The organism is Actinomycetospora chibensis, from assembly GCF_028737215.1.
GTDB lineage: Bacteria > Actinomycetota > Actinomycetes > Mycobacteriales > Pseudonocardiaceae > Actinomycetospora > Actinomycetospora chibensis.
Genome location: NZ_JAQZAM010000005.1, coordinates 64,065 through 90,074, shown reverse-complemented (window position 1 = coordinate 90,074; position 26,010 = coordinate 64,065). Strand labels below are relative to the sequence as shown.

The window sequence follows — 26,010 nt, the reverse complement described above, 5'->3', positions numbered from 1 at the left end:
GTCCGCCGGCCCGCAATCTGGTTCCCATCACCGACGAGCACCTCGGTCGGACCCCCGGTCCGCACCCGAGCCGAAGGGAACCGACATGACCACTCCCGTGACCCCGGCCGCGGCCGGCGTGACTCCCGGCCCCGCGGCGGCGGGCGCCCCCATCGACACCGGGACCCCCGTCCCCGATCCGGCGACGACGAACCCGGGGCCGTTCCCCCCGGAGACCCCCGACGACGTCACCGACGGGACACCGCCCGAGGCCCCGGAGACCCCCGAGACCCCGGAGACCCCGGAGCCGCCGGTCGACGGTGAGGAGACCCCCGAGGAGCCCCAGACGCCCGAGGAGCCGGCCGCCGAGGTCGACGTGGTCGAGGACTACTGGTGCTGGGACCACGGCCAGGGCTGCCCGCCCGCGTGCGCGATCCTGATCCGGTGGCGCGAGGTCTACGACCTCCCCGACGACTGGCACCCCAGCGAGGGCTGGGACGGCGGCGACCAGTGGCAGTGGCACCCCGAGCACAACCCGTACTGCTGGCACCCGCAGCACAACCCGTGCGGGTACCACCCCGAGCACCAGCCGCACTGCTACCACCCGGAGCACAACCCCGAGGGCTACCACCCGGAGGAGAACCCGCACTGCTGGCACCCGGACTACAACCCCTGCGGCTACAACTCGCAGCACCAGCCGCACTGCTGGGACCCCGACCGCAACCCCGACGGGTACCACCCGGACTACAACCCGCACTGCTGGCACCCGGACTACAACCCCTACGGCTGGAACCCCGAGGTCCAGCCCTACTGCTTCCACCCGACCGCACAGCCGTACTGCTGGAACCCGGTCGCCCAGCCCTACTGCTGGCACCCGGTCTACTACCCCCACGGCTACAACCCGGAGCACAACCCGAACGGTTGGGACCCCGTCAACAACCCCGAGGGCACCGACTCCGACCCGAACGGCCCGTACATGCCCGAGGACGCCCAGGGCGAGGAGCCGCCGACGCCGATCCCGACCCCGGAGCCGGACACGGAGCCGCAGCCGGAGCCCGAGCCGGTGGACGAGACGCCGGTCGACCCTCCGGTGGAGGAGACGCCGGTGGACGAGACGCCGGTGGAGGAGACGCCGGTGGAGGAGACGCCGGTGGACGAGACGCCGGTGCCGACGCCGGTCGACCCTCCGGTGGAGGAGACGCCGGTCGACGAGACGCCGGTGCCGACCCCGGAGCCCGAGCCGGAGCCGGAGCCCGAGCCGGAGCCCGAGGGCCCCGTCTTCACCGGTGGGAACACCCCGCCGGCCGGCGGCGGTGACGACGGCGCGTCGTCCGGCGGTGCGGGCGGTGACACGTCGGGCGGCGAGGAGATCGAGACGACGCCCGTGGCCACCACCCCGGAGCCCGAGCCGGAGCCCGAGCCGGAGCCGGAGCCGGAGCCCGTGTCCCAGGTCGAGTCCTCGTCGGACGACGGCGGCAGCGACGGTGGTGGCGACGACGGCGGGAGCAGCGACTCCTCCGGCAGCGACTCCGACCTCGCCGGCGTGAGCTGACGGTCCCGATGTGCGTGGCCCCGGCCGGGTGACCCGGCCGGGGCCACGGCACGTCCCTCGCTGATCACCCGACACCGCCGATCCCGGCGGGGTCGAGCTCGGCCGTTCACGAGGAGGAACGGGTGACCCACCCCGGAACCGACGACGCCCGCCCCGCGCGTCGTCGTCGTCGATCGATCTTCCGCGACGACTCGGACGATCTCGGCCTGCGCGATGCCTGGGGCGACCCGACCCCGGACGCCGCCGTCCCGACGGTCGCGACCGACGATCCCGACGCGGCCCCGTCGATCTTCCGGGCCGGGCTCCCCGACACCACGCCGGGCGACCCCGGCCACCCGGACGGGATCGTGCGATGAGCGCCGAGGAACGGACGGGGGCCGACCCGGCCGACGCCGCGCGCGCGATGCAGGAGAAGGCCGACAAGGCACGGGCGGAGGCGCTCGAGCGCGCCGCGGCCGCCCGGGAGGCCCGCGAGGAGGCCCGCCGGCGCAAGGAGGCCACACCGCCGCCGGCCGTACGGCCGGCCACGCCCAAGGCGGCCACACCCAAGGCCGCCACACCCAAGGCCGCCGCCACGTCGGCCGCGAAGCCTGCGACGAAGCCCGCGGCCACGCCGGTGGCCGAGCCCGCCACACCCACACCCACACCCACACCCACGCCCGCCGCCGAGCCCACCCCGAAGCCCGCCCCGAAGCCCGCCCCGAAGCCCGCGGCACCCACGCCCGCCCCGGCGAAGGTCGCCGCCCCCGCGAAGGCCGCCCCCGCGAAGCAGGCCCCCAGCGCCGCCGCGAAGCACGCCACGGACACCGTGGACATGGCGATCAAGGCGGCGACGGCCTACGAGCGCGAGGACCTCGTCGCGCGGCTACGGACGGCCCGGAAGCTGCTGAGCGACAACTCGGTGCGGATCCCGGTCGTCGGCGAGTTCAAGCAGGGCAAGAGCTCCCTGGTCAACGCCCTGGTCGGGCTCCCGATCTGCCCGGTGGACGACGACATCGCCACGGCGGTGCCGACGGAGGTCCGGCACGCCGCGGCGCCCACGGCGAGCGCGACCTTCGAGGCGCTGCCCGGATCGGGGGGCAACGGCTGGACCGAGAGCATCCCGCCGGCCGAGGTGGCGACCTACGCCTCCGAGTCGGGCAACCCCGGCAACACGCGCCGGCTGACGTCGGTGACCGTCGGGATCGACCGGCCGTTCCTCGCCGACGGGCTGGTCCTGGTGGACACCCCGGGCGTCGGAGGCCTCGGGGGGCCGAACCAGGGCGCCGTCGCCGACCTGCCCCGGTCGCACGCGTGCCTGTTCGTCAGCGACGCCTCCCGCGAGCTCACCGACGCCGAGCTGCGCTTCCTCCACGCCGTCGCGGAGCTCTGCCCGACCGTGATCATGGTGCTGACGAAGACCGACCTCTACCCGCACTGGACCCGCATCCTCGAGCGCAACCGGGCGCACCTCCAGCGGGCCGGGGTGCAGGTGGAGATCTTCGGGTTCTCCTCGGAGCTCCGGATGCTCGCCGGAGCCCATCGTGACGAGGAGCTGGAGGAGGAGTCCGGCGCCCCGCAGCTCGTCGCGCGCCTCCAACGCGTCCGCGAGGAGGCCGCCCACATCGCGGTGCGGTCGGTGATGATCCAGGTGACGTCCGCGCTCGGTCAGCTCGAGGCGGCGGCCCGCGCCCGGCGCGACGCGCTCGTCGACCCGACCCGTCAGGAGGCCCTCGTCGCTCAGCTCACCGCCGCCAAGGAACGTGCGGAGAGCCTGCGCGAGAAGGGCACGAAGTGGCAGTCGGTCCTCACCGACGGCTTCGCCGACATCACGTCGAACATCGACTTCGACCTGCGCAGCCGTGCCCGCGCCGTGCAGCGCGAGGCGGAGGAGACCATCGAGGAGGGGGACCCGGCGAAGAACTGGGAGGAGTTCACCGACTGGCTGCGCCGCCGGCTCGCGACCGAGGCGATGGAGAACTACGCGCTCTTCGTCCGGCGCGCCAAGGACGTGGCGATCGACGTCGAGCGGCACCTCGACATGGAGCAGTCCCGCATCACCGCGCGGGTGGTCGACGCCCCGCACGAGACGATGGCGCGGCTGGCCCTCGACGTCGAGTTCGCCCCCTCGGGCTTGCGCCAGAGCATCAAGCTGCCGATCCTCCAGAAGGTGTTCGGCGGGGTCATCATGCTCACGATGATCTCCAACATGGCCGGTCTGGGGATCCCGATGGCCGCCGGTCTCATCGTGGGCGGCGCCATGGGCTTCTTCGGCGTCCGCGAGGACCGCAAGAAGGCGCTCGAGAAGCGGCGCACCGACGCGAAGGCCGGGGTCCGCAAGTACGTCGACGACTTCATCAACCAGGTCGGCAAGGACTCCCGCGACTCGATCCGCCACGTCCAGCGGGAGCTGCGGACCGCGTGGAGCGCGCGGGTCGCCGAACTGCAGCGCTCGTCCACCGCGGCGCTCGCCGCCGCGCAGTCCGCCGTCCAGGCGGGCAAGACCGACACCGGTGCCCGCGAGCGCATCGAGAAGGACCTCGAGTCGCTCGGCCTGGTGCGGGCCCGCGTGGACGACCTGGGGGAGCACCTCCGCCGCACGGCCCCGGGGCAGGCTCGTCGCGAACCCGCCGGGTGGATCCCATGAGCGGGCGCCCGTGGCCGCCGAAGCCGCCCGGCCCGCCCGGCCCGCCCGGCCCGCCCGGCCCGCCGGGAGGCCCTCCCAGCCCTCCCAGCCCTCCCAGCCCTCCCAGCCCTCCTGGCCGTCCCGGTCCGCCACCGCGGAACGTGCCCCCGCCGGTCGGCGGACCCCGCCCCGTCCCGGGCCCAGGGACGCCGCCGCGAGTCGTCCCGCCCCGGCCGACCCCGCCCCGGCCGACCCCGCCCCGGCCGACCCCGTCCCCGCCGCCCGCGGAACCGCAGCTGCTCGACCGGGTGCGCGGCCTGGTGCGCCACGTCGCGGGCCTCTACCAGGGCGGTCCGGCGGCGGCGGGTCTCGACCGCGCCGCGCGCCGGCTGGACGAGCCGCTGCGGGTCGCGATCGCCGGACGGATCAAGGCCGGGAAGTCGACGCTGCTCAACGCGATGGTCGGGCAGGAGCTCGCGGCCACCGACGCCGGGGAGTGCACGCGGATCGTCACGTGGTTCCGGGACGGCCACACCTACCGCGTGCAGGCCCAGCTGCGCGACGGCAGCAGCCGCCAGCTGCCCCCCGGCCCGACCGGGGGGCTGCTCGACATCGACCTCGGGCGCCTGGGGTCCGGCGACGTCGACCGCCTGCTGGTGGACTGGCCGTCGCCGGCACTCCGGTTGATGACGCTGATCGACACCCCCGGCCTCGACTCGCTGAGCGCCGAGCTCTCCCGCAAGACCGAGGCGGCGCTGGCGCCCGGCAATGACGGCGCGGCCGAGGCCGACGCGGTGATCTACCTGATGCGGCACGTCCACGCCTCGGACGTGCACTTCCTCGAGGCGTTCCGCGACGATCCCACCGACCGCCGCCCGCTGAACACGATCGGAATCCTGGCGCGGGCCGACGAGGTCGGGCACGCACGGCCGGATGCGCTCGAGAGCGCGGCGTCGATCGCCGCGCGCTACCGCGAGGACGAGCGGATCCGCGCCCTGTGCCAGACGGTCATCCCGGTGGCCGGGCTGCTCGCCTCGAGCGCGGTGACGCTGCGCGAGGACGAGTTCCGCGCGTTCGGCGTGCTGGCCACCGCCCCGGAGGCCGACGTCGACCGCCTGCTGCTCACCGCATCACGGTTCGCCCGTGGGGAGTCGGACATCGGCCTGGAGCCGGCCCGGCGCGCCGCGCTGCTCGACCGCTACGGGCTGTACGGCCTGCGCCTGTGCGTGCGCCTCATGCGCGAGGGCGCCGTGACCACGGCGGGAGGCCTGTCCCGGGAGCTGATCGTCCGCAGCGGCCTCGGGCCGCTCCGGGAGTCCCTGATGACCCGCCTCGCCGGGCGCGCGGACGTCCTGCGCGCCCAGTCGGCGCTGACCGCGGTCGAGCGCGCCGTCCGGCGGTACCCGATCGCGTCGGCCTCGGCGCTGCGCGGCGAGATCGAGCAGATCACCGCCGGGGCGCACGAGTTCGCCGAGATCCGCCTGCTCGACCGTCTGCACACGGGTGCCGTGACGCTGGCCGAGGACGAGCGCGCGGACGCCGAGCGCCTGCTCGGCAGCGACGGGCCGGGCCCGGCGGTCCGGCTCGGTCTGGCGCTCGACGCGCGACCGGAGGAGGTGGTGCGGGCGGCGAACGCGAGCCTCGGGCGCTGGCGGCGCCGGGGTGAGCACCCCGCGTCGGGGCGCGACGTCCGCGACGCCGCCCGGGTCCTCGCCCGGACGTGCGAGGGCATCCTGCAGCGCGCCCAGCGCAGCGGTCCGCCGGGTCGGGCGGTGGGGTGAGCAGGGGGAGATGAGCAACGCCCGACAGGTCGTCGGCGATAGGGAGTAGTCAGCTGCTCATGACGGGAGGACCGTCAGGGGCGACGGTGGACCGCGACGTCAGGTGGCGGTCGTTGGGGAGGTTCCGGTGGCGTACGGGCTGGGGGTCGATCTCGGCACGACCTACACGGCGGCTGCGGTCGTCCGTGAGGGGCATGTCGAGATGGCCCCGCTGGGCGACCGGTCGACCGCGATGCCCTCCGTCATCCTCATGCGCGCCGAGGGCGGCGTGCTCACCGGCGACGCGGCCAACCGCCGCGCGGCCACGGAACCGGACCGCGTGGCGCGCGAGGTCAAGCGCCGCCTCGGCGACCCGATGCCGGTCCTGCTGGGCGGAACGCCGTACTCCGCGGGCGACCTCATGGCCGCCCAGCTCCGCGAGGTGGTCGCCCAGATCTCCGAGCGGGAGGGCGGGCCGCCGGTCGCGGTGCGGCTGACCCACCCGGCGAACTGGGGCCCCTACAAGCGCGAGCTGTTCGAGCAGGTCCCGCGCATGGCGGGGCTGTCCGACGTCACGATGATCACCGAGCCGGAGGCCGCCGCCGCGCACTACGCGGCGAACGAGCGGATCGCCGACGGCACCACCGTCGCCGTCTACGACCTCGGCGGCGGCACCTTCGACGCCACCGTCCTGCGCACCACGGGCGGCGGCTTCGAGATCCTCGGGGCGCCCGAGGGCGTCGAGGGGCTCGGCGGTGTCGACTTCGACGAGGCCGTGTTCGGCCACGTCGACCGCTCCCTCGACGGCGCCGTCTCCGCGCTGGACCTCTCGGATCCGGCGGCCACCAGCGCGATCGTGCGCCTGCGCCAGGACTGCGTGCTGGCCAAGGAGGCGCTCTCGTCGGACACCGAGGCGACCATCCCCGTGCTCCTGCCGTCGCTGCAGACCGAGGTCCGCCTGACCCGCGGCGAGTTCGAGACGATGATCCGCCCCTCGGTGTCGTCGACGATCGCCTCCCTGCAGCGCGCCCTGGAGTCGGCCGACATCTCCGCCGAGCAGGTGGACACGGTGCTGCTCGTCGGCGGATCGTCGCGCATCCCGCTGGTCGCCCAGATGGTCTCCGGCGAGCTCGGTCGTCCGACGTCGGTCGACGCGCACCCCAAGCACGCCATCGTCCTCGGCGCGGCGTCGCTCGCCGAGCCGCCGGCGCGCGCGGCCGGTCCGGAGGCGCCGGGGCCGGCGCACACGTCGGTGTTCCCGACGTCCGGGGCGCCCTTCCGGACGCCGGTGCCGCGCGTCGGTCCGCGCACGCCACCGGGCGGCATCCCCGTCGGCGGCCACGGGCGCCCGGCGGCGACGCCGGCCGCCGCTCAGGGCGGGGGGTCGGGCACCAACTCCGGGCTGATCCCGATCGTCGCGGGCCCCCGGCCGTCGGCCACCGGAGGCTTCTCCACGGTCTCGCCATCGGGGACGCACGGCCGGCCGGCCGGTGGACGGCCGGGCACCGGGGCGTTCCGCGGCGGGGGCTCGGGCACCGGAGCGGTGAACGCCGGGACCGGGTCCGCGCCCACCACCACGACGCGCTCCGGCGGCACGTACACCGGCCCGACCGCCCTGCGCCCCACGTACACCGGGCCGACGCGCACCGTGCCCGCCCGCCCGGGCCCGGCCCCGACCGGGGCGACCGCCGCGGTCCACAGCCAGGGCCCCCCGACCCGGGGCGGTCCGACCCAGGGCGGTCCGGGCCAGGGCGGGTCGGGCCAGGGCGGGTCGGGCCAGGGCGGCTCGGGCCAGGGCGGGTCGGGCGGGACCGGCGGTCGCGGGGCACCGCCGCCGTCGCTGGGCGGCCGCACCGGCGACGACGAGCCGTCGGCCGGCGGCTCGCGCCGCCGGATCCCGCTGATCGTCGGCGCGGTGGTGCTCGTGGCCGCCCTCGCGGGCGGAGGCACCTTCGCCTACCGCTCGCTCTCGGCGGACGCCCCCCTCCCGCCGGCACCGACCCCGTCGGTGGTCGTCGCCCCGACCCCGCTGCCGACGTCCGCGCCGCCGGAGCCGGTGAACGAGCCCGCGACGGGCGGGTCGAGCAGTGGGACCGGTGGATCGGGGTCGGCCGGCAGTTCGGGGTCGGCCGGTGGCTCGGGCGGCTCCGGTGGCTCCGGTCGCGGCGGTGGCTCGGGAGGGTCGAACAACAACGGCGGCACCTGGAACCCGCCCGAGCCGGGACACAGCACGGACGGCACCACCGACGGCACCACCGACGGGGGCACCACGGACTCCGGCGGGACGACCTGCTGCAGCCCGACACCGGCGCCCAGCGGGGGGTAGGTCAGCCGGGCAGCCCGATCAGCCCGGCAGCCCGTCATCCGGACCGGAGGCCGAGGGCCTCGGGCAGGTCACCGCGGCGGGCGATCCCGAGCTTGGCGTACACCGCGTGCAGCACGTTGTTCACGGTGCGCACCGAGATCACCAACTGGTCGGCGATCGCCTTGCTCGTGAGACCGCCCGCGGCCAGCGCCGCGATCTCGGCCTCCCGTGGGGTGAGCTCCCCGGTGCGCTCGAGCAGCTTCTGGGCCGGCGTCTCGGCCCCCTCGCACGACGACGCCGCCACCCGGCTGCGCGACGCCGACCAGCCTGCCGCGCCGGTGTGCCCGGCCGCGCGGTGCGCCGAGCACGCCTGCGCGTAGGCCTCGGCGGACAGCAGGAGATGGTCCAGCTCGGCGAAGCGGCCGGCAGCCTCGTCGAGCCCCGCGCCGTCCCCGGCCGCCAGTGCCCGCGCGTGCGCGACGCACGCGACGGCGAACGGGCCCTGGATGGACGCGGCCACCCGCTCGATGGCCTCGAGCACCGGCCGTCCGACGCCGAGGCGGACCGCGGTGTGCAGGGCGCGGAGGTGGTCCGACGCCGACGCGGCCGGGCGTTCCTCGCCGGCCAGCTCCGTGGCGCGGGTGACCCGGCCCTCGACCCCCGCGATCCACACCTGCGCGGCCCAGACCCACCCCGTGAGCGGACCACCCGGAACCCCGTGCGCCTCGGCGAGCACGTCCTGGCTCTCCGTCGTCCGCCCCAGGCCGGCGAGGGCGACGGCGAGCTCGCCGACCAGCGGCACCGTGTACGGGAAGCGGCGCGACGAGACCCCGGACGCGGCCTCGTGCAGGAGGCGCACCGCGGTCTGCAGGCGCCCGCGCCGCGAGGCGACGATGCCCAGCCAGGTGACGTACAGCGCGACGTGCTCGCCGACCCCGCTCGGCGCCGCCTCGGCGTGGCACGCCCGGGCGAGCTCCTCGGCGTCGTCGAGGCGACCTGTCGCGAGGAGCGCACTCCACTGCGCCGAGCGCAGCTCGACGGTCAGCCAGCCGCCGGTCGGGTCCGCGCCGGCCGCGAGGCCCCGGGCGGCCAGCGGCACCGCGTCCTCGGTGCACCCGAGCTGCACCTGGGCGATCGCGGCGACGGCGAGGGCGGCGGTCGTCGCCGGGTCGCCGTCCGGGCCGTCGAGCACCGGGGAGACCTCGGCGAGGGCGTCGGCGGGCCGGTGGGAGAGCAGCGCGAGGAAGCCGCGCAGGGCGACCGTGAGCGGGGGCGCCCCGGCCGCGGTGTGGGACGCGGTGCCCTCGACCGCGGCGAGCGCGGCCGTCACGGCGGCACGCGCGCCCGGCTCGTCGCGCAGGCCCCAGTAGAGGTTCCGGGCGCGGGCGGTGGCCACGAGGACCGGGCCCGGGAGGGGCTCGCCGGTGCTGCCGGCGGTGGTGGCGTCGGCGGTGGCGTCCGGGTTGGCCTCGGCGAGCTTCGCGGCGGTGGCGAACGCGGTCTCGGCCTCGTCGAACCGCCCGAGCGCGACCCGCAGGCGTCCGAGCCGCCACAGCACCTCGGTGCCCGCGCCCTGGTCGGCGGCGGCGTGCAGCAGGCGCTCGGCGGTGCGGGGCTCGTGGTCGGAGACGCCGTCCGCGGCGGCGAGCAGCTCGGCCGGGTCGATGGACAGACCCTCGGCCGCGCGCCAGGCCAGCAGCCGGTACCGGTCGCCCGCGCGGCGGGAACCCGACGCCTCGAGCGCGGTCCGCAAGCGCCGGTAGGCCTCGCGCTCCTGCAGCGGCGTGGCCCGGCTGCGCAGGAGCTCGGTGTAGAGCGGGTGGGTCAGCGCCACGTCCAGCCGGCGCCCGTCGCGGGTCGAGGTGATCAGCCCCTCGGCCTCGAGCCGCGCGAGCGTGTCGTCCGGGAAGATCTGGTTGACGACCTCGCAGCCGAGGGGCTGGCCGAACGCCAGCGTGCGCATGAGGTCCTGCTCCGCCGGCGCGAGCCCGCCCAGGCGGTCGGTGAGCAGCTCGATCAGGCGCCGCGGCGGGTGGCGCGGCGGGTCCCAGCGCCAGACCGAGCCGGCGCGCCGCAGCGCCCCCTCGTCGCGGGCCCCGTCGACCAGCTCGCAGAGGAACCGGGGGTTGCCCAGCGACAGCTCCCAGAAGCGGTCGAGCGTGACGCCGTCGACGTGGCCGCCGAGCGTGCTGCTCACGAGGTGGTCCGACTGGGCACGATCGAGCTCGGTGATCTCGAGCCGGGTGGCGAGCCCGTCGCGGTAGAGCGCGTGCAGCGGCTCGGGGGACACGGCGCCGGTGGGCACCGTGAGCAGCAGGAACATCTCCCCGGCGCGCGCGAGCTGGGCGAGCAGGACCGCGGAGGTCGTGTCCAGGAGGTGGGCGTCGTCGACGACGACGAGGCGCTTCGGTCCGGCGTCGACGAGCAGGCGGCGGGCCTCGCGGAGCAGGGACGCGGTGTCGGTGAGCGCCGGGTCGAGGTCCGGAAGCAGGGGGCCGAGGGCACCGAGCGGCACGTCCCGGGTGGCCCGCCCGGTCATCGCAGTCGACGGGCGCCAGCGGCCCGCGCCCGCTCCGTGGGTCATCGCGGCCAGGGCGGTGCGCGCGAGCCGGGTGCGGCCGACCCCGCGTGGGCCGCCGATGACGACGGCCGCGAGCCGGTCGTCCTGGGTGGCGGCGACGGCAGCCGCGATCGCCTCCGATCGCCCGACCAGTGGTCGGCTCTCGGGCATGCTCGCGCCTCCCTCCGGGCCGCAGGTACCGGGAGTGTCGCGAAGCGGGCGTGAGGGCGGAAGGGATCGCGACACTCTTACGTAGTACTGCTGACACGATGAAGGTAACCGCGGGTAACACCTATCGTTCCTGCGGGGCCGATCGCGGTCGCACCGACGGCGAGCGGCGGCGGCATGATGGGTCGTGTGGGTGCCCCGAGCATGAAGGACGTCGCGGCCCGGGCCGGGGTGTCGCTCGGGACGGTGTCGAACGTGCTCAACCGGCCCGAGCGGGTCAGCGCCGCGACGCGTGGGCGTGTGGAGACGGCGATCGCGTCGTTGGGTTTCGTGCGCAACGAGTCGGCGCGCCATCTCCGCTCGGGTCGCAGTCGCACGCTCGCCTTCGTGGTCCTCGACGCGGCGAACCCCTTCTTCACCGACGTCGCCGCCGGTGTGCAGCGCGCCGCGGACACCGCCGGTCTCGCGACGTACCTCTGCGACTGCGGCGGCGACGCCGGCCGCCAGGCCCGCTACCTCGAGCTCCTGGCCGAGCAGCGCGTCCAGGGCGTCCTCGTCACCCCCGTCGACGCCGGCGATCCGCGGCTGGAACAGCTACCGCAGCGTGGCACCCCGGTCGTCGTCGTCGACCGGGGCGCCGGTCCGACCCACTGCTCGGTGACCGTCGACGACGTCGTGGGCGGTGCGCTGGCGGCCGGACACCTCCTCGAGCTCGGCCACGAGAGGATCGCGGTCGTCGGAGGGCCCACCGCCCTGGGACAGGTCGCCGACCGGGTCGCCGGCGCCCGCAGTGCCCTCGAGCGTGCCGGACGCGATCCGGCCGACCTCGTCGTGATGGAGACCACCGGGCTGACGGTCGCCGAGGGGCGCCGTGCGGGGGAGCGGCTCGCAGGCCTGCCCTCCCGTCGCCGACCGACCGGGGTGTTCTGCGCCAACGACCTGCTCGCCCTGGGGCTGCTGCAGCGGAGCGTGCACTGGGGCCTGAGCGTCCCCGACGACCTCGCGATCGTCGGCTACGACGACATCGAGTTCGCCGAGGCGGCGGCGGTGCCGCTGACGTCCGTGGCCCAGCCGCGCGAGCTGCTCGGCCGGACCGCGGTGGAGCTGCTGCTCGACGAGGTGGCCACGGGCTCCGAGCACGAGCACCGACACGTCGTCTTCACCCCCGAGCTCGTGGTGCGCTCCTCGACGCTCGCGCCCGGACGCACCGCGTCCGCCTGACGGGCTCACGAGGCGGTCGGGACCGCCCTGACGGGGTCGGCGCGCTCGGCCTCGATCTGCTCCAGCGACTTCCCGGTCGTGTCCGGCATGGCGAGGTAGCCGACGATCCCGCTGATCAGCAGGAACAGGGTCAGCAGCAGGGCCACGGGCACGATGCCGATCGCCGACAGCAGCGGGACGACGAGGCTGAACACGCCGAGTATCACCCGGGCGATGCCGAAGGTGAATCCCTGTGCGGTGCCGCGCAGCATGGTCGGGAACAGCTCCTGGCTGGTGACCTTGTACGTGGCCTCCCCGGCGACCGCGCTGCCGACGTAGAAGAGCAGGACGCTGGCGATGACGCTCGGGATCGTGAAGTCGATGACCAGGTACAGGCCGTACGAGCAGATCTGCATGATCGCACCGAGTGCGAACAGGCCCTTCCGCATGCCGTGGCTGCGGTCGTAGAACGGCATGAACAGCGCGAGGGTGCCGACGATGCCGGCCGCGAAGCCGAGGCAGGACAGCGCCACGCCCGCGGCGTTCGAGCCGGCCCCAATGGTCTCGACCATGTACGGGGTGAAGATGCCGGCGGTGCCGGCGGCGAGGTTCCAGAACGTATAGAAGGTGCCGGTGTAGAGCAGCGCCTTGAGGTGGTTGCCCCGGAACAGGGCCCGCACCCGCTGTGCGGCGTTGCCGGGCAGCTCGCTCGCGGACTGCCAGCGCGCGGACTCGGCGATCCCTCGGCGGAGCGCCCAGGTGATGATCGCGACCACGAACAGGCTGCCGAACACGATCCTGGTGCCCAGCAGGCCCAGGGGGTCGAGGGCGAAGGCCAGCAGCAGGACGACGACCGGCCCGACGTACCAGGAGACCTGGGTGAACCCGAGCAGTCGGGCCCGCCCCTTGTTCGGCGCGAGCTCACCGACCAGGGCCAACGAGGTGGGCACGTCGGCGCCGACGGCGACGCCGACGATCACCGTTCCCACGAAGAGCATCGCGGGGTTGACGGCGAGGGCGATGAGCGCAATGCCGATGGCGTAGACGAGCAGGTCCCACTTGTAGATCCGTTTGCGCCCGAGCTTGTCGCCGAGGCGTCCACCGACGAACGCGCCGATCGCGCAGCCGATGGCGTTCGGGCCGATGGCCGCGAGGACGCCGACACCGGTGTCGGAGAGGCCGAACTCCTCCTGGAACACCGCGAGACCGGAGCCGAGCGCCACGATCGAACCGGCGTCGAGGTAGGACGCCATGCCTGCGAGGCCCGTCCACCTCCATTGCTGTTTGGTGATGGTGCCGTCGTCCCCGGGGGGACCGGTCTCCGTCTCCGGTGGCGTGGACATCCGGACTCTCCTCGTTGTCGTCGGTCAGCGGAGTGGGTTCCGCATTGAAACGTATTAGCAAAGCAACGTAAGAAGGCGTCGTGCGAGTCACAAGGGAGACCGGGCTGTCGATGTTGCTGAACCGCTCCAGGTCTGCGAAGTGCGACGACATCGTTGACCGCTTCACAGCGGCTCTCTACCGTCGAGATTGAAACGATCTAAGTAGGAGGCGCACGATGACCGACCCGGCGGCCGTCCGCCGCGACCTTGCGGCGCAGAGCATCGACACCCCCTCGTGGGCGTACGGGAACTCCGGGACGCGCTTCAAGGTGTTCGGGCAGGCCGGGGTGCCGCGTGACCCGTGGGAGAAGATCGCCGATGCTGCGGTGGTCCACCGCCTCACCGGCGCCGCGCCGACGGTCTCGCTGCACATCCCCTGGGATCGCGTCGACGACTACGCCGAGCTCGCGAAGTACGCCGCCGAGCAGGGCGTGGGCGTCGGGGCGATCAACGCCAACGTCTTCCAGGACGACGACTACAAGCTCGGTTCCGTGACGAACCCCGACTCGCGGGTCCGGCGCAAGGCCGTCGACGCCCTGCTCGCCTGCGTCGACGTCATGGACGCGACCGGCAGCCGCGACCTCAAGCTGTGGTTCGCCGACGGCACCAACTACCCGGGCCAGGACTCGATGCGCGCCCGTCAGGACCGGCTCACCGAGGCCCTGCGGGAGGTGTACGCCCGCCTCTCCGGGGACCAGCGGTTCCTGCTCGAGTACAAGCTCTTCGAGCCGGCCTTCTACCACTCGGACGTCCCCGACTGGGGAACGTCGTACGCGCACTGCCTCGAGCTCGGGCCCAGGGCGACGGTCTGCATCGACACCGGCCACCACGCGCCCGGCACCAACATCGAGTTCATCGTCGCGTTCCTCGTCCGCGCCGGGCGGCTCGGCGCGTTCGACTTCAACTCGCGCTTCTACGCCGACGACGACCTCATGGTCGGCGCCGCCGACCCGTTCCAGCTGTTCCGGATCATGAACGAGATCGTCGAGGCCGGCGTTCACACCCCGGACTCGGGCATCGCCTTCATGCTCGACCAGTGCCACAACATCGAGGCGAAGATCCCGGCGATCATCCGCTCGGTGATGAACGTGCAGGAGGCCACGGCCAAGGCCCTGCTGCTCGACCGGGACGCGCTCGCCGCCGCCCGCGCCGCCGGTGACGTGCTCGGCGCGAACGAGGTCCTCATGGACGCCTACGCCACCGACGTCCGGCCGCTGCTGCGTCTGGTCCGCGAGGAACAGGGCCTCGACCCCGACCCGCTCCGGGCGTATCACCGCTCCGGCCACCAGGAGCGCATCGAGGCCGAACGCGTCGGCGGCACCCAGGCCGGCTGGGGCGCGTGACACCCGACGACCACCAGGAGCAGCCCCCATGAGCGAGACCCCGCAGCCCGTCCGCGACCTCCTCGACCGCAGCCAACGGCTGGGCGCGGACCCGACCACCACCAACTACGCCGGCGGCAACACCTCCGCGACGGGCACCGCCACCGACCCTGCCACCGGCGCCGAGGTCGACCTGCTGTGGGTCAAGGGCTCCGGGGGCGACCTCGGCACCCTGACCGAGGCCGGGCTCGCCGTCCTGCGTCTCGACCGGCTCCGTGCGCTGGTCGACGTCTATCCCGGTGTGGAGCGCGAGGACGAGATGGTCGGCGCGTTCGACTACTGCCTGCACGGACGCGGCGGGGCCGCCCCGTCGATCGACACCGCGATGCACGGGCTGGTGGACGCCGCGCACGTCGACCACCTGCACCCCGACGCGGGCATCGCGATCGCCACCGCGGCCGACGGCGAGGCGCTCACGAAAGAGATCTTCGGCGACCGGGTGGTGTGGGTGCCCTGGCGACGTCCCGGCTTCCAGCTGGGCCTCGACATCGCCGAGGTCGCCCGCGAGAACCCCCGGGCGATCGGGGTCGTGCTCGGGGGCCACGGCATCACGGCCTGGGGCGCGACGTCCGAGGAGTGCGAGCAGCGGTCGCTGGAGATCATCCGGACCGCACGGGACCACATCGACGCGCGCGGCGGGACCGATCCCTCGGTCGCCTTCGGCGCGATCCGGCCCGGCTTCGCGGCGCTGCCCGAGGGTGAGCGCCACGCCCGCGCCGCCGCGCTCGCCCCCGTGCTGCGTGGACTCGCGTCCACCGACGGCCGGGTCGTCGGTCACTACACCGACACCGACGCCGTCCTCGAGTTCCTGGCGCGGGACGAGCTGGAGCGCCTCGCCGCGCTCGGCACCTCGTGCCCCGACCACTTCCTGCGGACCAAGGTCCGCCCGATGGTCCTCGACCTCCCCGCCGACGCGCCGCTGGACCACGTCGTCGCGCGCCTGGGAGAGCTGCACGAGGCCTACCGCGAGGACTACCGCGCGTACTACTCCCGGTACGCCGACGCCGACACCCCGCCGATGCGCGGCGCGGACCCGGCGATCGTGCTGGTCCCCGGTGTCGGGATGTTCTCCTTCGGCGCCGACGCGAAGACCGCCCGGATCGCCGGCGAGTTCTACGTCAACGCGATCAACGTGATGCGGGGCGCCGAGACGCTCTCGACCTACGCCCCGATCGACGAGCGCGAGAAGTTCCGCATCGAGTACTGGGCCCTCGAGGAGGCCAAGCTCGCGCGGCTGCCGAGGCCGAAGCCCCTGGCCGGCCGCGTCGCGTTCGTCACCGGCGGCGGTTCCGGCATCGGCCGCGCGATCGCACACCGCCTGGCCGGGGAGGGCGCGGCCGTCGTCGTCGCCGACCGTGACGCCGACGCCGCCACGACCGTGGCGTCGGAGATCGGGACCACCGACGCGGCCGTGCCCGTCACCGTCGACGTCACCTCGACCGACGCGGTCGAGGCCGCTGTGGACGCCGCAGCGTGCGCCTTCGGCGGGGTCGACCTCGTCGTCAACAACGCCGGGTTGTCGATCTCCAAGCCGCTGTTGGAGACCACCGACGCCGACTGGGACGTGCAGCACGACGTCATGGCCCGTGGGTCGTTCGTCGTCGCCCGGGCCGCTGCGCGCGTGATGATCGCGCAGGGCATCGGTGGCGACATCGTCGCCATCTCCTCGAAGAACGGTGTGTTCGCCGGGCCGAACAACGTCGCCTACGGGGCGGCCAAGGCCGACCAGGCGCACCAGGTGCGGCTGCTCGCCGCCGAGCTCGGCGAGCACGGCATCCGGGTCAACGGCGTGAACCCCGACGGTGTGGTCCGCGGCTCGGGCATCTTCGCCGGCGGCTGGGGCGCAGAGCGCGCGGCGGTCTACGGCGTCGAGGAGTCCGAGCTCGGCGCCTTCTACGCCCAGCGCACGTTGCTCAAGCGCGAGGTGCTGCCCGAGCACGTCGCGAACGCCGTGTTCGTGCTCTGCTCGGACGACCTGTCGCACACCACCGGTCTCCACGTCCCGGTCGACGCCGGCGTCGCGGCCGCCTTCCTGCGATGAGCCGGGAAGTCACGGTCGCCGCCGTCGACCTCGGGGCGTCGTCCGGGCGGGTCGTGAGGGCACGCGTCGGCAGGACGGCAGGCCTCGAGCTCACCGAGGTGCACCGTTTCGACAACGGACCCGTCCGGGTCCGCGACACCCTGCACTGGAACGTCGTCGGCCTGCACCGCGAGATCCTCCGCGGGCTGCGAGAGGCCGCGACCGTAGACGCCGTCGGTATCGACACCTGGGCCATCGACCACGGCCTGCTCGATGCCGACGGAGCGTTGCTGGGCACCCCGGTGCACCACCGGGACGACCGCACCATCGGTGTCGCCGAGCTGGTGCACCGCACCGTCCCGGCGGCCGAGCTCTACGCCCGCACCGGGGTCCAGGAACTACCGTTCACCACGATCTACCAGCTCGTCGCCGCGGTCGGCACCGCACAGCTCGCCGCCGCGCGGGAGCTCCTGCTGGTGCCGGACCTGCTGTGCTACTGGCTCACCGGTGAGCGCGGTGCGGAGCTCACCAACGCCTCGACCACCGGGCTGCTCGCCGCGGACGGATCCGGGTGGGACACCGACCTCGCGCTCCGCGTCGGGATCGACCCGTCGCTGCTCCCGGCGCTGCGGGCCCCCGGCGACGTGGTGGGCCCGCTGACACCGTCGGTCGCGGCCGAGACGGGACTCGACCCGGCCACCCCGGTGCTCGCGGTCGGGTCGCACGACACCGCGTCGGCGGTGGTCGGGGTGCCCGCGGCCTGCGAGCGCTTCGCCTACGTCTCGTGCGGTACCTGGTCGCTCGTCGGCGTGGAGCTGGACGCCCCGGTGCTCACCGAGGCGTCCCGCGCCGCGAACTTCTCCAACGAGCGCGGCGTCGACGGCACCGTCCGCTACCTGCGCAACGTGATGGGTCTCTGGCTGGTGCAGGAGTGCCTGCGCGCCTGGGGCTCGCCGGCGCTCGAGCCGCTGCTGGCCGAGGCCGAGGCGTACGCGGGCCCGTCCGTGGTCGTCGACGCCGCCGACGCCGTGTTCCTGGCGCCGGACGATATGCCCGCGCGCATCGTCGCGGCCGTCGCCGCTCTCGGCCAACCGGTCCCCGACACCCGTGCCGGGATCATGCGGTGCGTCCTCGACAGCCTGGCTCTCGCCCATCGCCGCGCCGTCCGGGAGGCGGTCGGGCTCTCGGGGCGCGAGGTCGACACCGTCCACGTCGTCGGTGGTGGCGCTCGGAACCGGCTCCTCTGCCGACTCACCGCGGACGCCTGCGGTCTGCCCGTCGTGGCCGGGCCGGTCGAGGCCACCGCGATCGGCAACGTGCTGGTCCAGGCCCGCGCCCTGGGCGCCCTGGGTGGCGACCTCCCGGACCTCCGCGCGTTCCTCGCGGAGCAGGTCACGACCGTGAGGTTCGAACCCCGCGGCGCGGGTCGCTGGGACGATCTCGAGGCCGTCCTCGGTCGCTGACCACCACAGGCCGGGGGACACTGTCCCGGCCACCACCACTGGCGAGGAGGACCCGCCGTTGCCGCACTACTGCTTCGTGCACCACGTGCGCCGTGACCGGCTCGACGAGTACCGCGCCCGCCACCGCGACGTCTGGCCGGAGATGCTGATCGCGCTGCGCGACGCCGGATGGCGTGACTACCGGCTCTACCTCGGCGAGGACGGGCTGCTGGTCGGCCATGTCGAGGCCGACGACCTCGCCGAGGCGCAGGCGGCGATGGAGCGCACCGCAGTGAACGAGCGATGGCAGGCGGAGATGTCGGAGTTCTTCGACGGCGGCCGCCCCGACACGGCGTTCAGGGTGCTCGAGCAGGTGTTCGAGCTCGAAGAGCAGCTGGAGCGGTCGACGTGAAGATCGCCCTCGTCGCGACCTGCCTCGGGGACGCCCTGTTCCCCCGGGCGCCGCGGGCCACGGTCGAGCTGCTCGAACGCCTGGGGCACGAGGTCGTCTTCCCCGCCGACCAGACCTGCTGCGGACAGATGCACGTCAACACCGGCTACCTCGACCTCGCGCTGCCGCTGGTGCGTCACCACGTCGAGGTGTTCTCGGGCGCCGCGGACGTCGCCGTCGCCCCCTCCGGGTCCTGTGTGGGGTGCGTCCGTCACCAGCACGCGATGGTCGCCCGCCGCGGGGGCGACGAGGAGCTGGCCCGGGCGGCCGAGGACCTCGCGCACCGGACCTACGAGCTCTCCGAGCTGCTCGTCGACGTCCTCGGGGTCACCGACGTCGGCGCCTACTACCCGCACCGCGTGACGTACCACCCGACGTGCCACTCGCTGCGCATGCTGCGCGTCGGCGACAAGCCGCTGCGCCTGCTCCGCGAGGTCCGCGGCCTGACGCTGACCGAGCTGCCCGATGCCGAGGTCTGCTGCGGGTTCGGCGGGACGTTCGCGGTGAAGAACGCCGAGACCTCGACGGCGATGCTCGCCGACAAGATGGCGAACGTCCTCTCCACCCACGCCGAGGTGTGCACGGCGGGCGACACCTCGTGCCTCATGCACATCGGCGGCGGGCTGTCGCGGCTGCGATCGGGCGTGCGCACCGTGCACCTGGCCGAGATCCTGGCGTCCACCGCCGATCAGGAGGTCCCAGCATGACGGATCCGGGCGTGACGGATCTGGGCGTGACGGATCTGGGCATGCCGACCGTCGCGTCGGACCCGTACGGCCATCTGCGCGGGAGCGAGCCGTTCCCCGTCGCGGCGCGCCGGTCCCTCGCCGACACCCAGCTGCGCCAGAACCTCGGCCACGCCACCCGCACGATCCGTGCCAAGCGCGCCGGGGTCGTCGCGGAGGTCGACGACTGGGAGGAGCTGCGTCGCGCCGGCGAGGGCATCAAGGCCGACGTCATGGCGCGCCTGCCGGAGCTGCTCGTGCAGTTCGAGGAGGCGGTGACCGCCCGCGGCGGCGTCGTGCACTGGGCACGGGACGCGGTGGAGGCCAACCGGATCGTCGTGGACCTGGTGCGGGGGACGGGCGCCCAGGAGGTCGTCAAGGTCAAGTCGATGGCCACGCAGGAGACGGGGCTCAACGAGGCCCTCGGCGAGGCCGGGATCGCGGCGCTCGAGACCGACCTGGCCGAGCTGATCGTCCAGCTCTCCGACGACCGGCCGTCGCACTTCCTCGTCCCGGCCATCCACCGCAACCGCTCGGAGATCCGCGACATCTTCCTGCGCGAGATGCCCGACGTGGACCCGGAGCTCACCGACGAGCCACGGCTGCTGGCCATGGCGGCGCGGGCGCACCTGCGCCGGAAGTTCCTCTCCGCCCGGGTCGGCATCTCCGGGGTCAACTTCGCGGTCGCCGACACCGGGACGATCTCGGTCGTCGAGTCCGAGGGCAACGGGCGGATGTGCCTGACGCTGCCGGACACGCTGATCACGGTGATGGGCGTCGAGAAGATCGTTCCCACGTGGTCGGACCTCGAGGTGTTCCTGCAGCTGCTGCCGCGGTCGTCGACGGGGGAGCGGATGAACCCGTACACGTCGACGTGGAGCGGGGTGACGCCCGGCGACGGGCCGCAGACCTTCCACCTCGTGCTGCTCGACAACGGCCGCTCGAACGTGCTCGCCTCGCCCGACGGCCGCCAGGCGCTGCACTGCATCCGCTGCTCGGCGTGCCTCAACGTCTGCCCGGTCTACGAGCGCGCGGGCGGGCACGCGTACGGCTCGGTCTACCCGGGGCCGATCGGCGCCGTGCTGACCCCGCAGCTCACCGGCATCCAGGGCACCGACGACGTGAGCGCCTCGCTGCCCTACGCCTCGACGCTGTGCGGGGCGTGCTTCGACGCCTGCCCGGTGCGCATCGACATCCCGCACCTGCTCGTGCAGCAGCGCGCCGCCGCGGTCGACGCGCACACCCGCCCGACGACACAGGACGTCGCGATGCGTGCCGCGGCCGCGGCGATGTCCTCGCCCGGGCGGTTCTCCCTCGTCGAGCGCGCCCTGAAGCTGGGGCGGCTGATCGGGCGCTCGGGACGGATCCGCTCGGTGCCCGGTCCGGGCGCCGCGGCGTGGTTCGGCGCCCGAGACATGCCGACCCCGCCGGCCGAGACGTTCCGGCAGTGGTGGGCGCGCACCCGGGGACCGTCGTCGTGAGCGCGCGCGACGAGGTGCTCGCGCGGCTGCGGGCGGCCCGGGACGCCGGCGGCGCCACCGCCCCGGAGGTGCCGCGGGAGTACCGGCGGTCGGGCACCGCGCCACCCGGGTCGGCCGAGGTCGTCGACCGGCTGGTCGAGACCCTCACCGACTACAAGGCCACCGTGCACCGCGTCGCCGACGAGGACGACGTCTCGGCGACGATCGCGGACATCCTGGAGAACGCGGGTGTCACGACCTTCGTCGCCCCGCCCGGCCTGCCGGCGCGCTGGCTCGGCGAGGTCACCGCCCGCGTCCGCCCCGACGAGCCACCGCTGTCGGTGGCGAAGCTCGACGCGGTCGACGCCGTGGTCACCGGGGCCGCGGTGGCGATCGCGGACACCGGCACGTTCGTCCTCGACGCGCTCGCCCCGGACCAGGGGCGGCGGGCGATCACGCTCGTCCCCGACCACCACGTGTGCGTCGTCCGGGCCGCCGACGTCGTGTCCTCGGTGCCCGAGGGCATCGCCCGCCTCGACCCCACCCACCCGCTGACGTTCGTCTCCGGCCCCTCGGCCACCAGCGACATCGAGCTCGACCGCGTCGAGGGCGTCCACGGGCCCCGCCGCCTCGACGTGGTCCTCGTCGCCCCACGTGCGTGATCTTCTGAGCCATCACTCAGAAGATCACGCACGTACGGGGGGTGACCGGGGGGTTCCCCGACCGGACGCCCGCCGATCGGGTGGCAGGGATCTCCTCGGCGCGCGGGGGCGGCCGGTCGTCGGCTCGATCGCCCGCGGACGGTTCGGCCCGGTGGTAGGGGGAACCGACCGATCCGCCCATACCGCGTCCGGACGCCAGGAGCCCCACGGTGACCACTCACCCGAACGGCCGCCCGACCCCTCTCGCCGTGCCCACGGTGCCGCCGCCCCCGCCGGGCGGCACGAGGGGCGTCGCCGGACCGCTCTCCCAGGCCGTCGCCGAAGCCACCGCCCGCGCCACCCGCTCCCGTCTCGACGACGACCCCCACCGCGCCTGGGACCGCACCGGCGGCGGGCGGCCGGCCCTGGTGCCCAAGCGGCTGCTGGTGGCCGTCTCCCACGCGATCGAGAAGGCCGTGGTGTCGTCGCCCATCGGCGGGCCCGGCCCGTCGACGGTGGTGATCGCGCTGTTCCAGCGCCTGGAGTTCTTCGAGCGCGAGCGCGTCGTCTACGAGCGCCTCGCGGCGGCGGGCGCCGAGGTGGTCGTCGGCTTCGTCCGCGGCGAGGAGCACGCGCCGCCCCGCGGGGTGCACACGGTGCTGATCGAGCCCGACGAGAAGCTCGCCGACGAGTGGACCGTCGTCGCGGTCGGTCCGCGCGCCGGCGCCTTCCTCGTGGCCACCGACCAGCACGCCTACGACGCCCGCGAGCACGACACCGAGGCGAGCCGCCAGTTCTCCGGCCGCTGGGGCTACGCCCACGCCCAGGCCGGGGCGGAGCTCGCCCGGCTGCGCCTCGCCCTGGGCGGGCGGCTCCCGGAGCCGCTGCTGCGCCGGATCGACGGCCTGCTCGGCGAGACCATGGCCGCGGGCGGCGAGCAGGCCGGGAGCAGCGGGTCGCCGGCGGAGGCGTGGGCGACGGCGTCGCTCGCGCACATGATCACCCGGATGCAGACCGCGCAGGCCGGGAGCCGCGCGCTGCGCGAGCAGCTCGCCGACGCCCACCGGGGTGCCGACGCGCACCGCTCGGCCGAGATCGACCCGTCGAGCGGCCTGCCGACCCCGGACTTCCTCGGACGCTGGTCGGCGCCCGGCGGGTCGACCGAGCTCCCGGTCGGCCTCGCCCTGCTCGACATCGCCGGCCTGGGCGCGGAGCTCGAGGATCCGCGCGCCGAGTACCACGCCGCCCGCAAGGTGGCGGCCGCCCTGTGCCAGCCGCTCGGCCCCGTCGACGCCGCCGTGCGCCTGAGCCGTCGCGAGTTCCTCGTCGTCGTGCCGGGCGCCTCGGCGCGGCACCTCGCGGGCCTCGGCGACGAGGTGGCCGAGCAGCTGGAGCTCGCCTCCGACGGCTACCCGCACGTCCCGCTGACGGCCACCGTCGCCACGATCGTCACCCACGCCCGACCACTTCCGGTCGAGGACCTCCGGGTCGCGCTGGATCGTCTGCCGGCCGACGCCGTGGGCGCGGTCGACGCGGGGCGGACCCCGGCCGGTGAGCGCATCGCCGTCGTCTCCACCCGCGCGGGCCGGGTGCTGCCGGAGCCGGGGCGGCACGAGCCTGACCCCCCGGCTCCCGTCCCGGACGCGGAGACCACCGCCGAGCACCCCTGGTTCGGTCCCGACGGCGTCGAGGACCCCGACGCGCTGCTCCCCGGCTCCCGGGGCCTCGTCGCGGCGGAGGTGCCCCAGCAGATCGGGTCGGCGGGCGTGCGCCCGCGATGATCAGCGGGTGATCAGCGACCGCGCACCGGCCGCCCCCAGTCGGTGCCGTCGCGCAGGGTCCGTTTGAGCAGCTTGCCGCCGGGGTTGCGTGGCAGGGGGTCGGTGGTGACGACGACGTACTGGGGCACCTTGAAGTCGGCGAGCTGCGTGTCCAGGTAGGCGAGGACGGCGTCGACGTCGACGCTCCCGCCCACCAGCACCGCGCCGACCTTCTCGCCCATGATGTCGTCCGGCACCCCGACGACCGCCGCGTCGGCCACCCCGGGCGCGCCGGCGAGGGCGTTCTCGACCTCGACCGAGTAGACGTTCTCACCGCCGCGGTTGATGACGTCCTTGGCGCGGTCGACCACCCGGACCAGCCCGTCGTCCACGCGGGCGAGGTCCCCGCTGTGCAGCCAGCCGTCGACGAACGTCCGGGCCGTCGCCTCCGGGGCCTCCCAGTACCCGTCGACGACGTTCGGGCCCCGGATCAGCAGCTCCCCGACGCCGGCGTCGTCGACGTCGGTCAGCGCGAGGTCGACCACCGGAGCGGCGAAACCCACGGAGTCGGCGTGCTGCACCGCCCACTCGTGGGGCAGGAACGTGGAGATCGAGGAGGTCTCGGTGAGCCCGAAGCCGTTGCCGAGCCGGGCCTGCGGGAGGCGCTCCTGGAGCCGGCGGACCAGGTCGGGCGCCATGGGCGCGCCGCCGTAGGTCGCGCGGCGGATGCCGGAGAGGTCGACGTCGAGGTCGTCGCGGGCCAGCGTCAGCCCGTAGATCGCGGGGACGGAGACCAGCGTGTCGATGCGCTCCTCGACGATCGTGCGCACGAACGCGTCCGCCTGGAACGTCGGCAGCACCACCGTCGTCCCGCCCAGGCCGAGCTGGACGAGCAGCTGCGAGTTGCAGCCGGTGACGTGGAACAGCGGCACCGAGACGAGGTTGCGCAGCGTCGGCCCGGCCGCGCGGTCGATGCCGATGACGCGGATCGCGGTCTCGACGTTGGACAGGAAGTTGCCGTGGGTGGTGCGCGCGCCCTTGGGGCGGCCGGTGGTGCCGCTGGTGTAGAAGATCGCCGCGAGGTCGCCGGGGACGAGGTCCTCGAGGGCCTCCGGGTTCCCCTCGGGCAGCGGCGACCCGGCGCGCAGCACGGCGGCCGCCCCGGAGTCGGTGAGGACGTGCTCGATCTCCGGCGCGGCGAAGCGGGTGTTCACCGGGACGGCGACGGCGCCGGCGAGCAGCGTGCCGAGGAAGCCGACCACCCAGTCCAGGCCCGCCGGCAGCAGCGAGGCCACCCGGTCGCCGCGGGTGATGCCGTCGGCGACCAGGCCGCCGGCGACCCGGGCCGCGCGCTCCCACAGCTCGGCGTACGTGACGCGCTCGCCGCCGACCTCGACCACCGCCTCCACGTCGGGGTGGCGCTCCACCGACGCCCGCACCATCGCCACCACCGACGGCGCGAGGCGGTCGTAGCGCGCGATGCCGTCGTCGCCGCGGGTGATGCCCGACGTGTCGAACGGCGCCGGACCGCGGGGCAGGGGTTCGGGGCTCACGAGAAGTACCGCCGCGGGTTCTCGACCAGCATCGTCGTCAGCTGCTCGTCGCTCACGCCCTGCTCGCGCAGCGCCGGGAGCACGTCGTGGTGGATGTGCTCGTAGTGCCAGTTCGGCGCGGCCTGCGCCAGTGCGGCCTGCGAGGTCTCGCCGGAGAAGAAGTCCATGTAGCAGGCCGCGTCGTGGGCGAGCACGATCCGGTCGGCGTACCCCTGGGCGCAGAGCGCCGCGATCGTCGCGACCCGCTGCTCGGTCGGGTTGAACAGGTCGAGCCCGAACCGGTCGCAGCCGATCGTCGCGCCTCGGTCCATGATCTCGCGCAGGTAGTCGAGGTCGTTGGTGTCGCCCGCGTGCCCGACGACGACCTTGGTGAGGTCGACGCCGCTGCGCTCGTACAGGTCGAGGGCGAGCCGCCCGGTCTGGTGCGCGCTGTTGGTGTGCACCGTGATCGGCACGCCGGTCTCGACGTGGGTGGCGGCGATGGCGTTCTGCACCCGCGTCTGGTCGGGGGTCAGGCCCCGCTCCTCGACGACACCCTTGAGGAACGCCGCCTTGATCCCCGTCCCGGCGATGCCCTCGCGGATGTCCTTGACGAACATCTGGACCATCGGCTCGTCGCCGCCGAGCAGCGTGTCCGGGCCGCGGTAGTGCAGGAAGTGTGGGATCTCGTCGAACGTGTAGAGACCGGTGGCCACCACGATATGGAGGTCGACCTCGGCGTTGATCCGCGCGACGCGGGGGATGTAGCGGCCGAGCCCGACGACGGTGGGGTCGACGATCGTCGTGACGCCCAGATCGCGCAGGCGGCGCAGCTTGTCGATCGCGTCGGCGACCCGGACCTCCTCGTCCCAGTACTCGTCGCCGTAGTTGGCCATGATGTCCGGCGTCAGCACGAACACGTGCTCGTGCATCAGCGTCGTGCCGAGGTCCCCGGTGTCCACCGGACCCCGCACCGTCTCCACCGTCGGCATGCCCGCACCTCCGCCGCGTCGTTGTGACCTGGACCACCCTCACGCATCCCCCGGCGGGAGGCCAGAGTCCAGCGTGCATCGCTTGTCAGCTATA

General features: G+C 74.5%; 18 protein-coding genes. 14 read left to right on the top strand and 4 right to left on the bottom strand.

Translation table 11 applies throughout. The annotated features are described in order from the left end of the window. The first annotated feature begins 85 nt into the window (after positions 1-85). From PH189_RS09080 to PH189_RS09060, 5 genes are all read left to right on the top strand, one after another. Complete coding sequence (locus PH189_RS09080) at positions 86-1,531, top strand: hypothetical protein (RefSeq protein WP_274188454.1); 1,446 nt, start codon at positions 86-88, stop codon at positions 1,529-1,531. Between the two features lie 122 nt (positions 1,532-1,653). Further along, on the top strand, positions 1,654-1,887 hold the full coding sequence (locus tag PH189_RS09075; protein ID WP_274188453.1) for a hypothetical protein: 234 nt from the start codon (positions 1,654-1,656) through the stop codon (positions 1,885-1,887). Beyond that, positions 1,884-4,157 (top strand): dynamin family protein, encoded by a 2,274-nt coding sequence (locus tag PH189_RS09070; protein ID WP_274188452.1) that lies wholly within the window; start codon positions 1,884-1,886, stop codon positions 4,155-4,157. Before PH189_RS09075 ends, PH189_RS09070 begins: the two co-directional genes overlap by 4 nt. A gap of 287 nt (positions 4,158-4,444) precedes the next feature. Next, complete coding sequence (locus tag PH189_RS09065) at positions 4,445-5,917, top strand: dynamin family protein (protein WP_274188451.1); 1,473 nt, start codon at positions 4,445-4,447, stop codon at positions 5,915-5,917. A 127-nt stretch (positions 5,918-6,044) separates the two neighbouring features. After that, on the top strand, positions 6,045-8,222 hold the full coding sequence (locus PH189_RS09060) for an Hsp70 family protein (RefSeq protein WP_274188450.1): 2,178 nt from the start codon (positions 6,045-6,047) through the stop codon (positions 8,220-8,222). A 34-nt stretch (positions 8,223-8,256) separates the two neighbouring features. Here the strand turns inward: PH189_RS09060 and PH189_RS09055 are convergent, their stop codons facing one another. Next, positions 8,257-10,932, bottom strand: coding sequence for a LuxR C-terminal-related transcriptional regulator (locus PH189_RS09055; RefSeq protein WP_274188449.1), 2,676 nt, complete (start codon positions 10,930-10,932; stop codon positions 8,257-8,259). 177 nt (positions 10,933-11,109) lie between these two features. Here PH189_RS09055 and PH189_RS09050 point away from each other — a divergent pair, with 177 nt between their 5' ends. Further along, on the top strand, positions 11,110-12,150 hold the full coding sequence (locus PH189_RS09050; RefSeq protein ID WP_274188704.1) for a LacI family DNA-binding transcriptional regulator: 1,041 nt from the start codon (positions 11,110-11,112) through the stop codon (positions 12,148-12,150). A 5-nt stretch (positions 12,151-12,155) separates the two neighbouring features. Here the strand turns inward: PH189_RS09050 and PH189_RS09045 are convergent, their stop codons facing one another. Next, complete coding sequence (locus PH189_RS09045; RefSeq protein WP_274188448.1) at positions 12,156-13,472, bottom strand: MFS transporter; 1,317 nt, start codon at positions 13,470-13,472, stop codon at positions 12,156-12,158. A gap of 215 nt (positions 13,473-13,687) precedes the next feature. Between PH189_RS09045 and rhaI the strand changes: the two genes are divergently transcribed. The 8 genes from rhaI to PH189_RS09005 all read left to right on the top strand — a co-directional run bounded on the left by rhaI (position 13,688) and on the right by PH189_RS09005 (position 23,413). Continuing rightward, positions 13,688-14,854 carry an L-rhamnose isomerase gene (gene rhaI / locus PH189_RS09040; RefSeq protein WP_274188447.1) on the top strand — a complete coding sequence of 389 codons (1,167 nt, stop codon included), beginning with the start codon at positions 13,688-13,690 and terminating at the stop codon, positions 14,852-14,854. Positions 14,855-14,882: 28 nt separating this feature from the next. After that, a complete protein-coding gene (locus tag PH189_RS09035) occupies positions 14,883-16,934 on the top strand; it encodes a bifunctional aldolase/short-chain dehydrogenase (RefSeq protein ID WP_274188446.1) in 2,052 nt (683 codons plus the stop codon). Further along, a complete protein-coding gene (locus PH189_RS09030; protein ID WP_274188445.1) occupies positions 16,931-18,376 on the top strand; it encodes a rhamnulokinase in 1,446 nt (481 codons plus the stop codon). Before PH189_RS09035 ends, PH189_RS09030 begins: the two co-directional genes overlap by 4 nt. Positions 18,377-18,434: 58 nt before the next feature. Further along, positions 18,435-18,767 (top strand): L-rhamnose mutarotase, encoded by a 333-nt coding sequence (locus PH189_RS09025; RefSeq protein ID WP_274188444.1) that lies wholly within the window; start codon positions 18,435-18,437, stop codon positions 18,765-18,767. Beyond that, entirely contained in the window at positions 18,764-19,513 is a 750-nt protein-coding gene (locus tag PH189_RS09020) for a (Fe-S)-binding protein (RefSeq protein ID WP_274188443.1), read from the top strand. Before PH189_RS09025 ends, PH189_RS09020 begins: the two co-directional genes overlap by 4 nt. A 41-nt stretch (positions 19,514-19,554) precedes the next feature. Further along, complete coding sequence (locus PH189_RS09015) at positions 19,555-21,012, top strand: LutB/LldF family L-lactate oxidation iron-sulfur protein (protein ID WP_274188703.1); 1,458 nt, start codon at positions 19,555-19,557, stop codon at positions 21,010-21,012. Beyond that, complete coding sequence (locus PH189_RS09010) at positions 21,009-21,653, top strand: LutC/YkgG family protein (protein WP_274188442.1); 645 nt, start codon at positions 21,009-21,011, stop codon at positions 21,651-21,653. Before PH189_RS09015 ends, PH189_RS09010 begins: the two co-directional genes overlap by 4 nt. Positions 21,654-21,862: 209 nt before the next feature. Then, positions 21,863-23,413, top strand: a complete 1,551-nt coding sequence (locus tag PH189_RS09005; protein ID WP_274188441.1) for a DICT sensory domain-containing protein — start codon at positions 21,863-21,865, stop codon at positions 23,411-23,413. Between the two features lie 11 nt (positions 23,414-23,424). On the opposite strand, the gene PH189_RS09000 is transcribed toward PH189_RS09005, so the two are convergent. Beyond that, positions 23,425-24,945, bottom strand: coding sequence for a class I adenylate-forming enzyme family protein (locus PH189_RS09000; RefSeq protein WP_274188440.1), 1,521 nt, complete (start codon positions 24,943-24,945; stop codon positions 23,425-23,427). Next, the gene (locus PH189_RS08995) at positions 24,942-25,916 is read right to left on the bottom strand and encodes a phosphotriesterase family protein (protein ID WP_274188439.1); all 975 of its coding nucleotides are present in this window, start codon (positions 25,914-25,916) and stop codon (positions 24,942-24,944) included. Before PH189_RS08995 ends, PH189_RS09000 begins: the two co-directional genes overlap by 4 nt. Positions 25,917-26,010 lie beyond the last annotated feature (94 nt).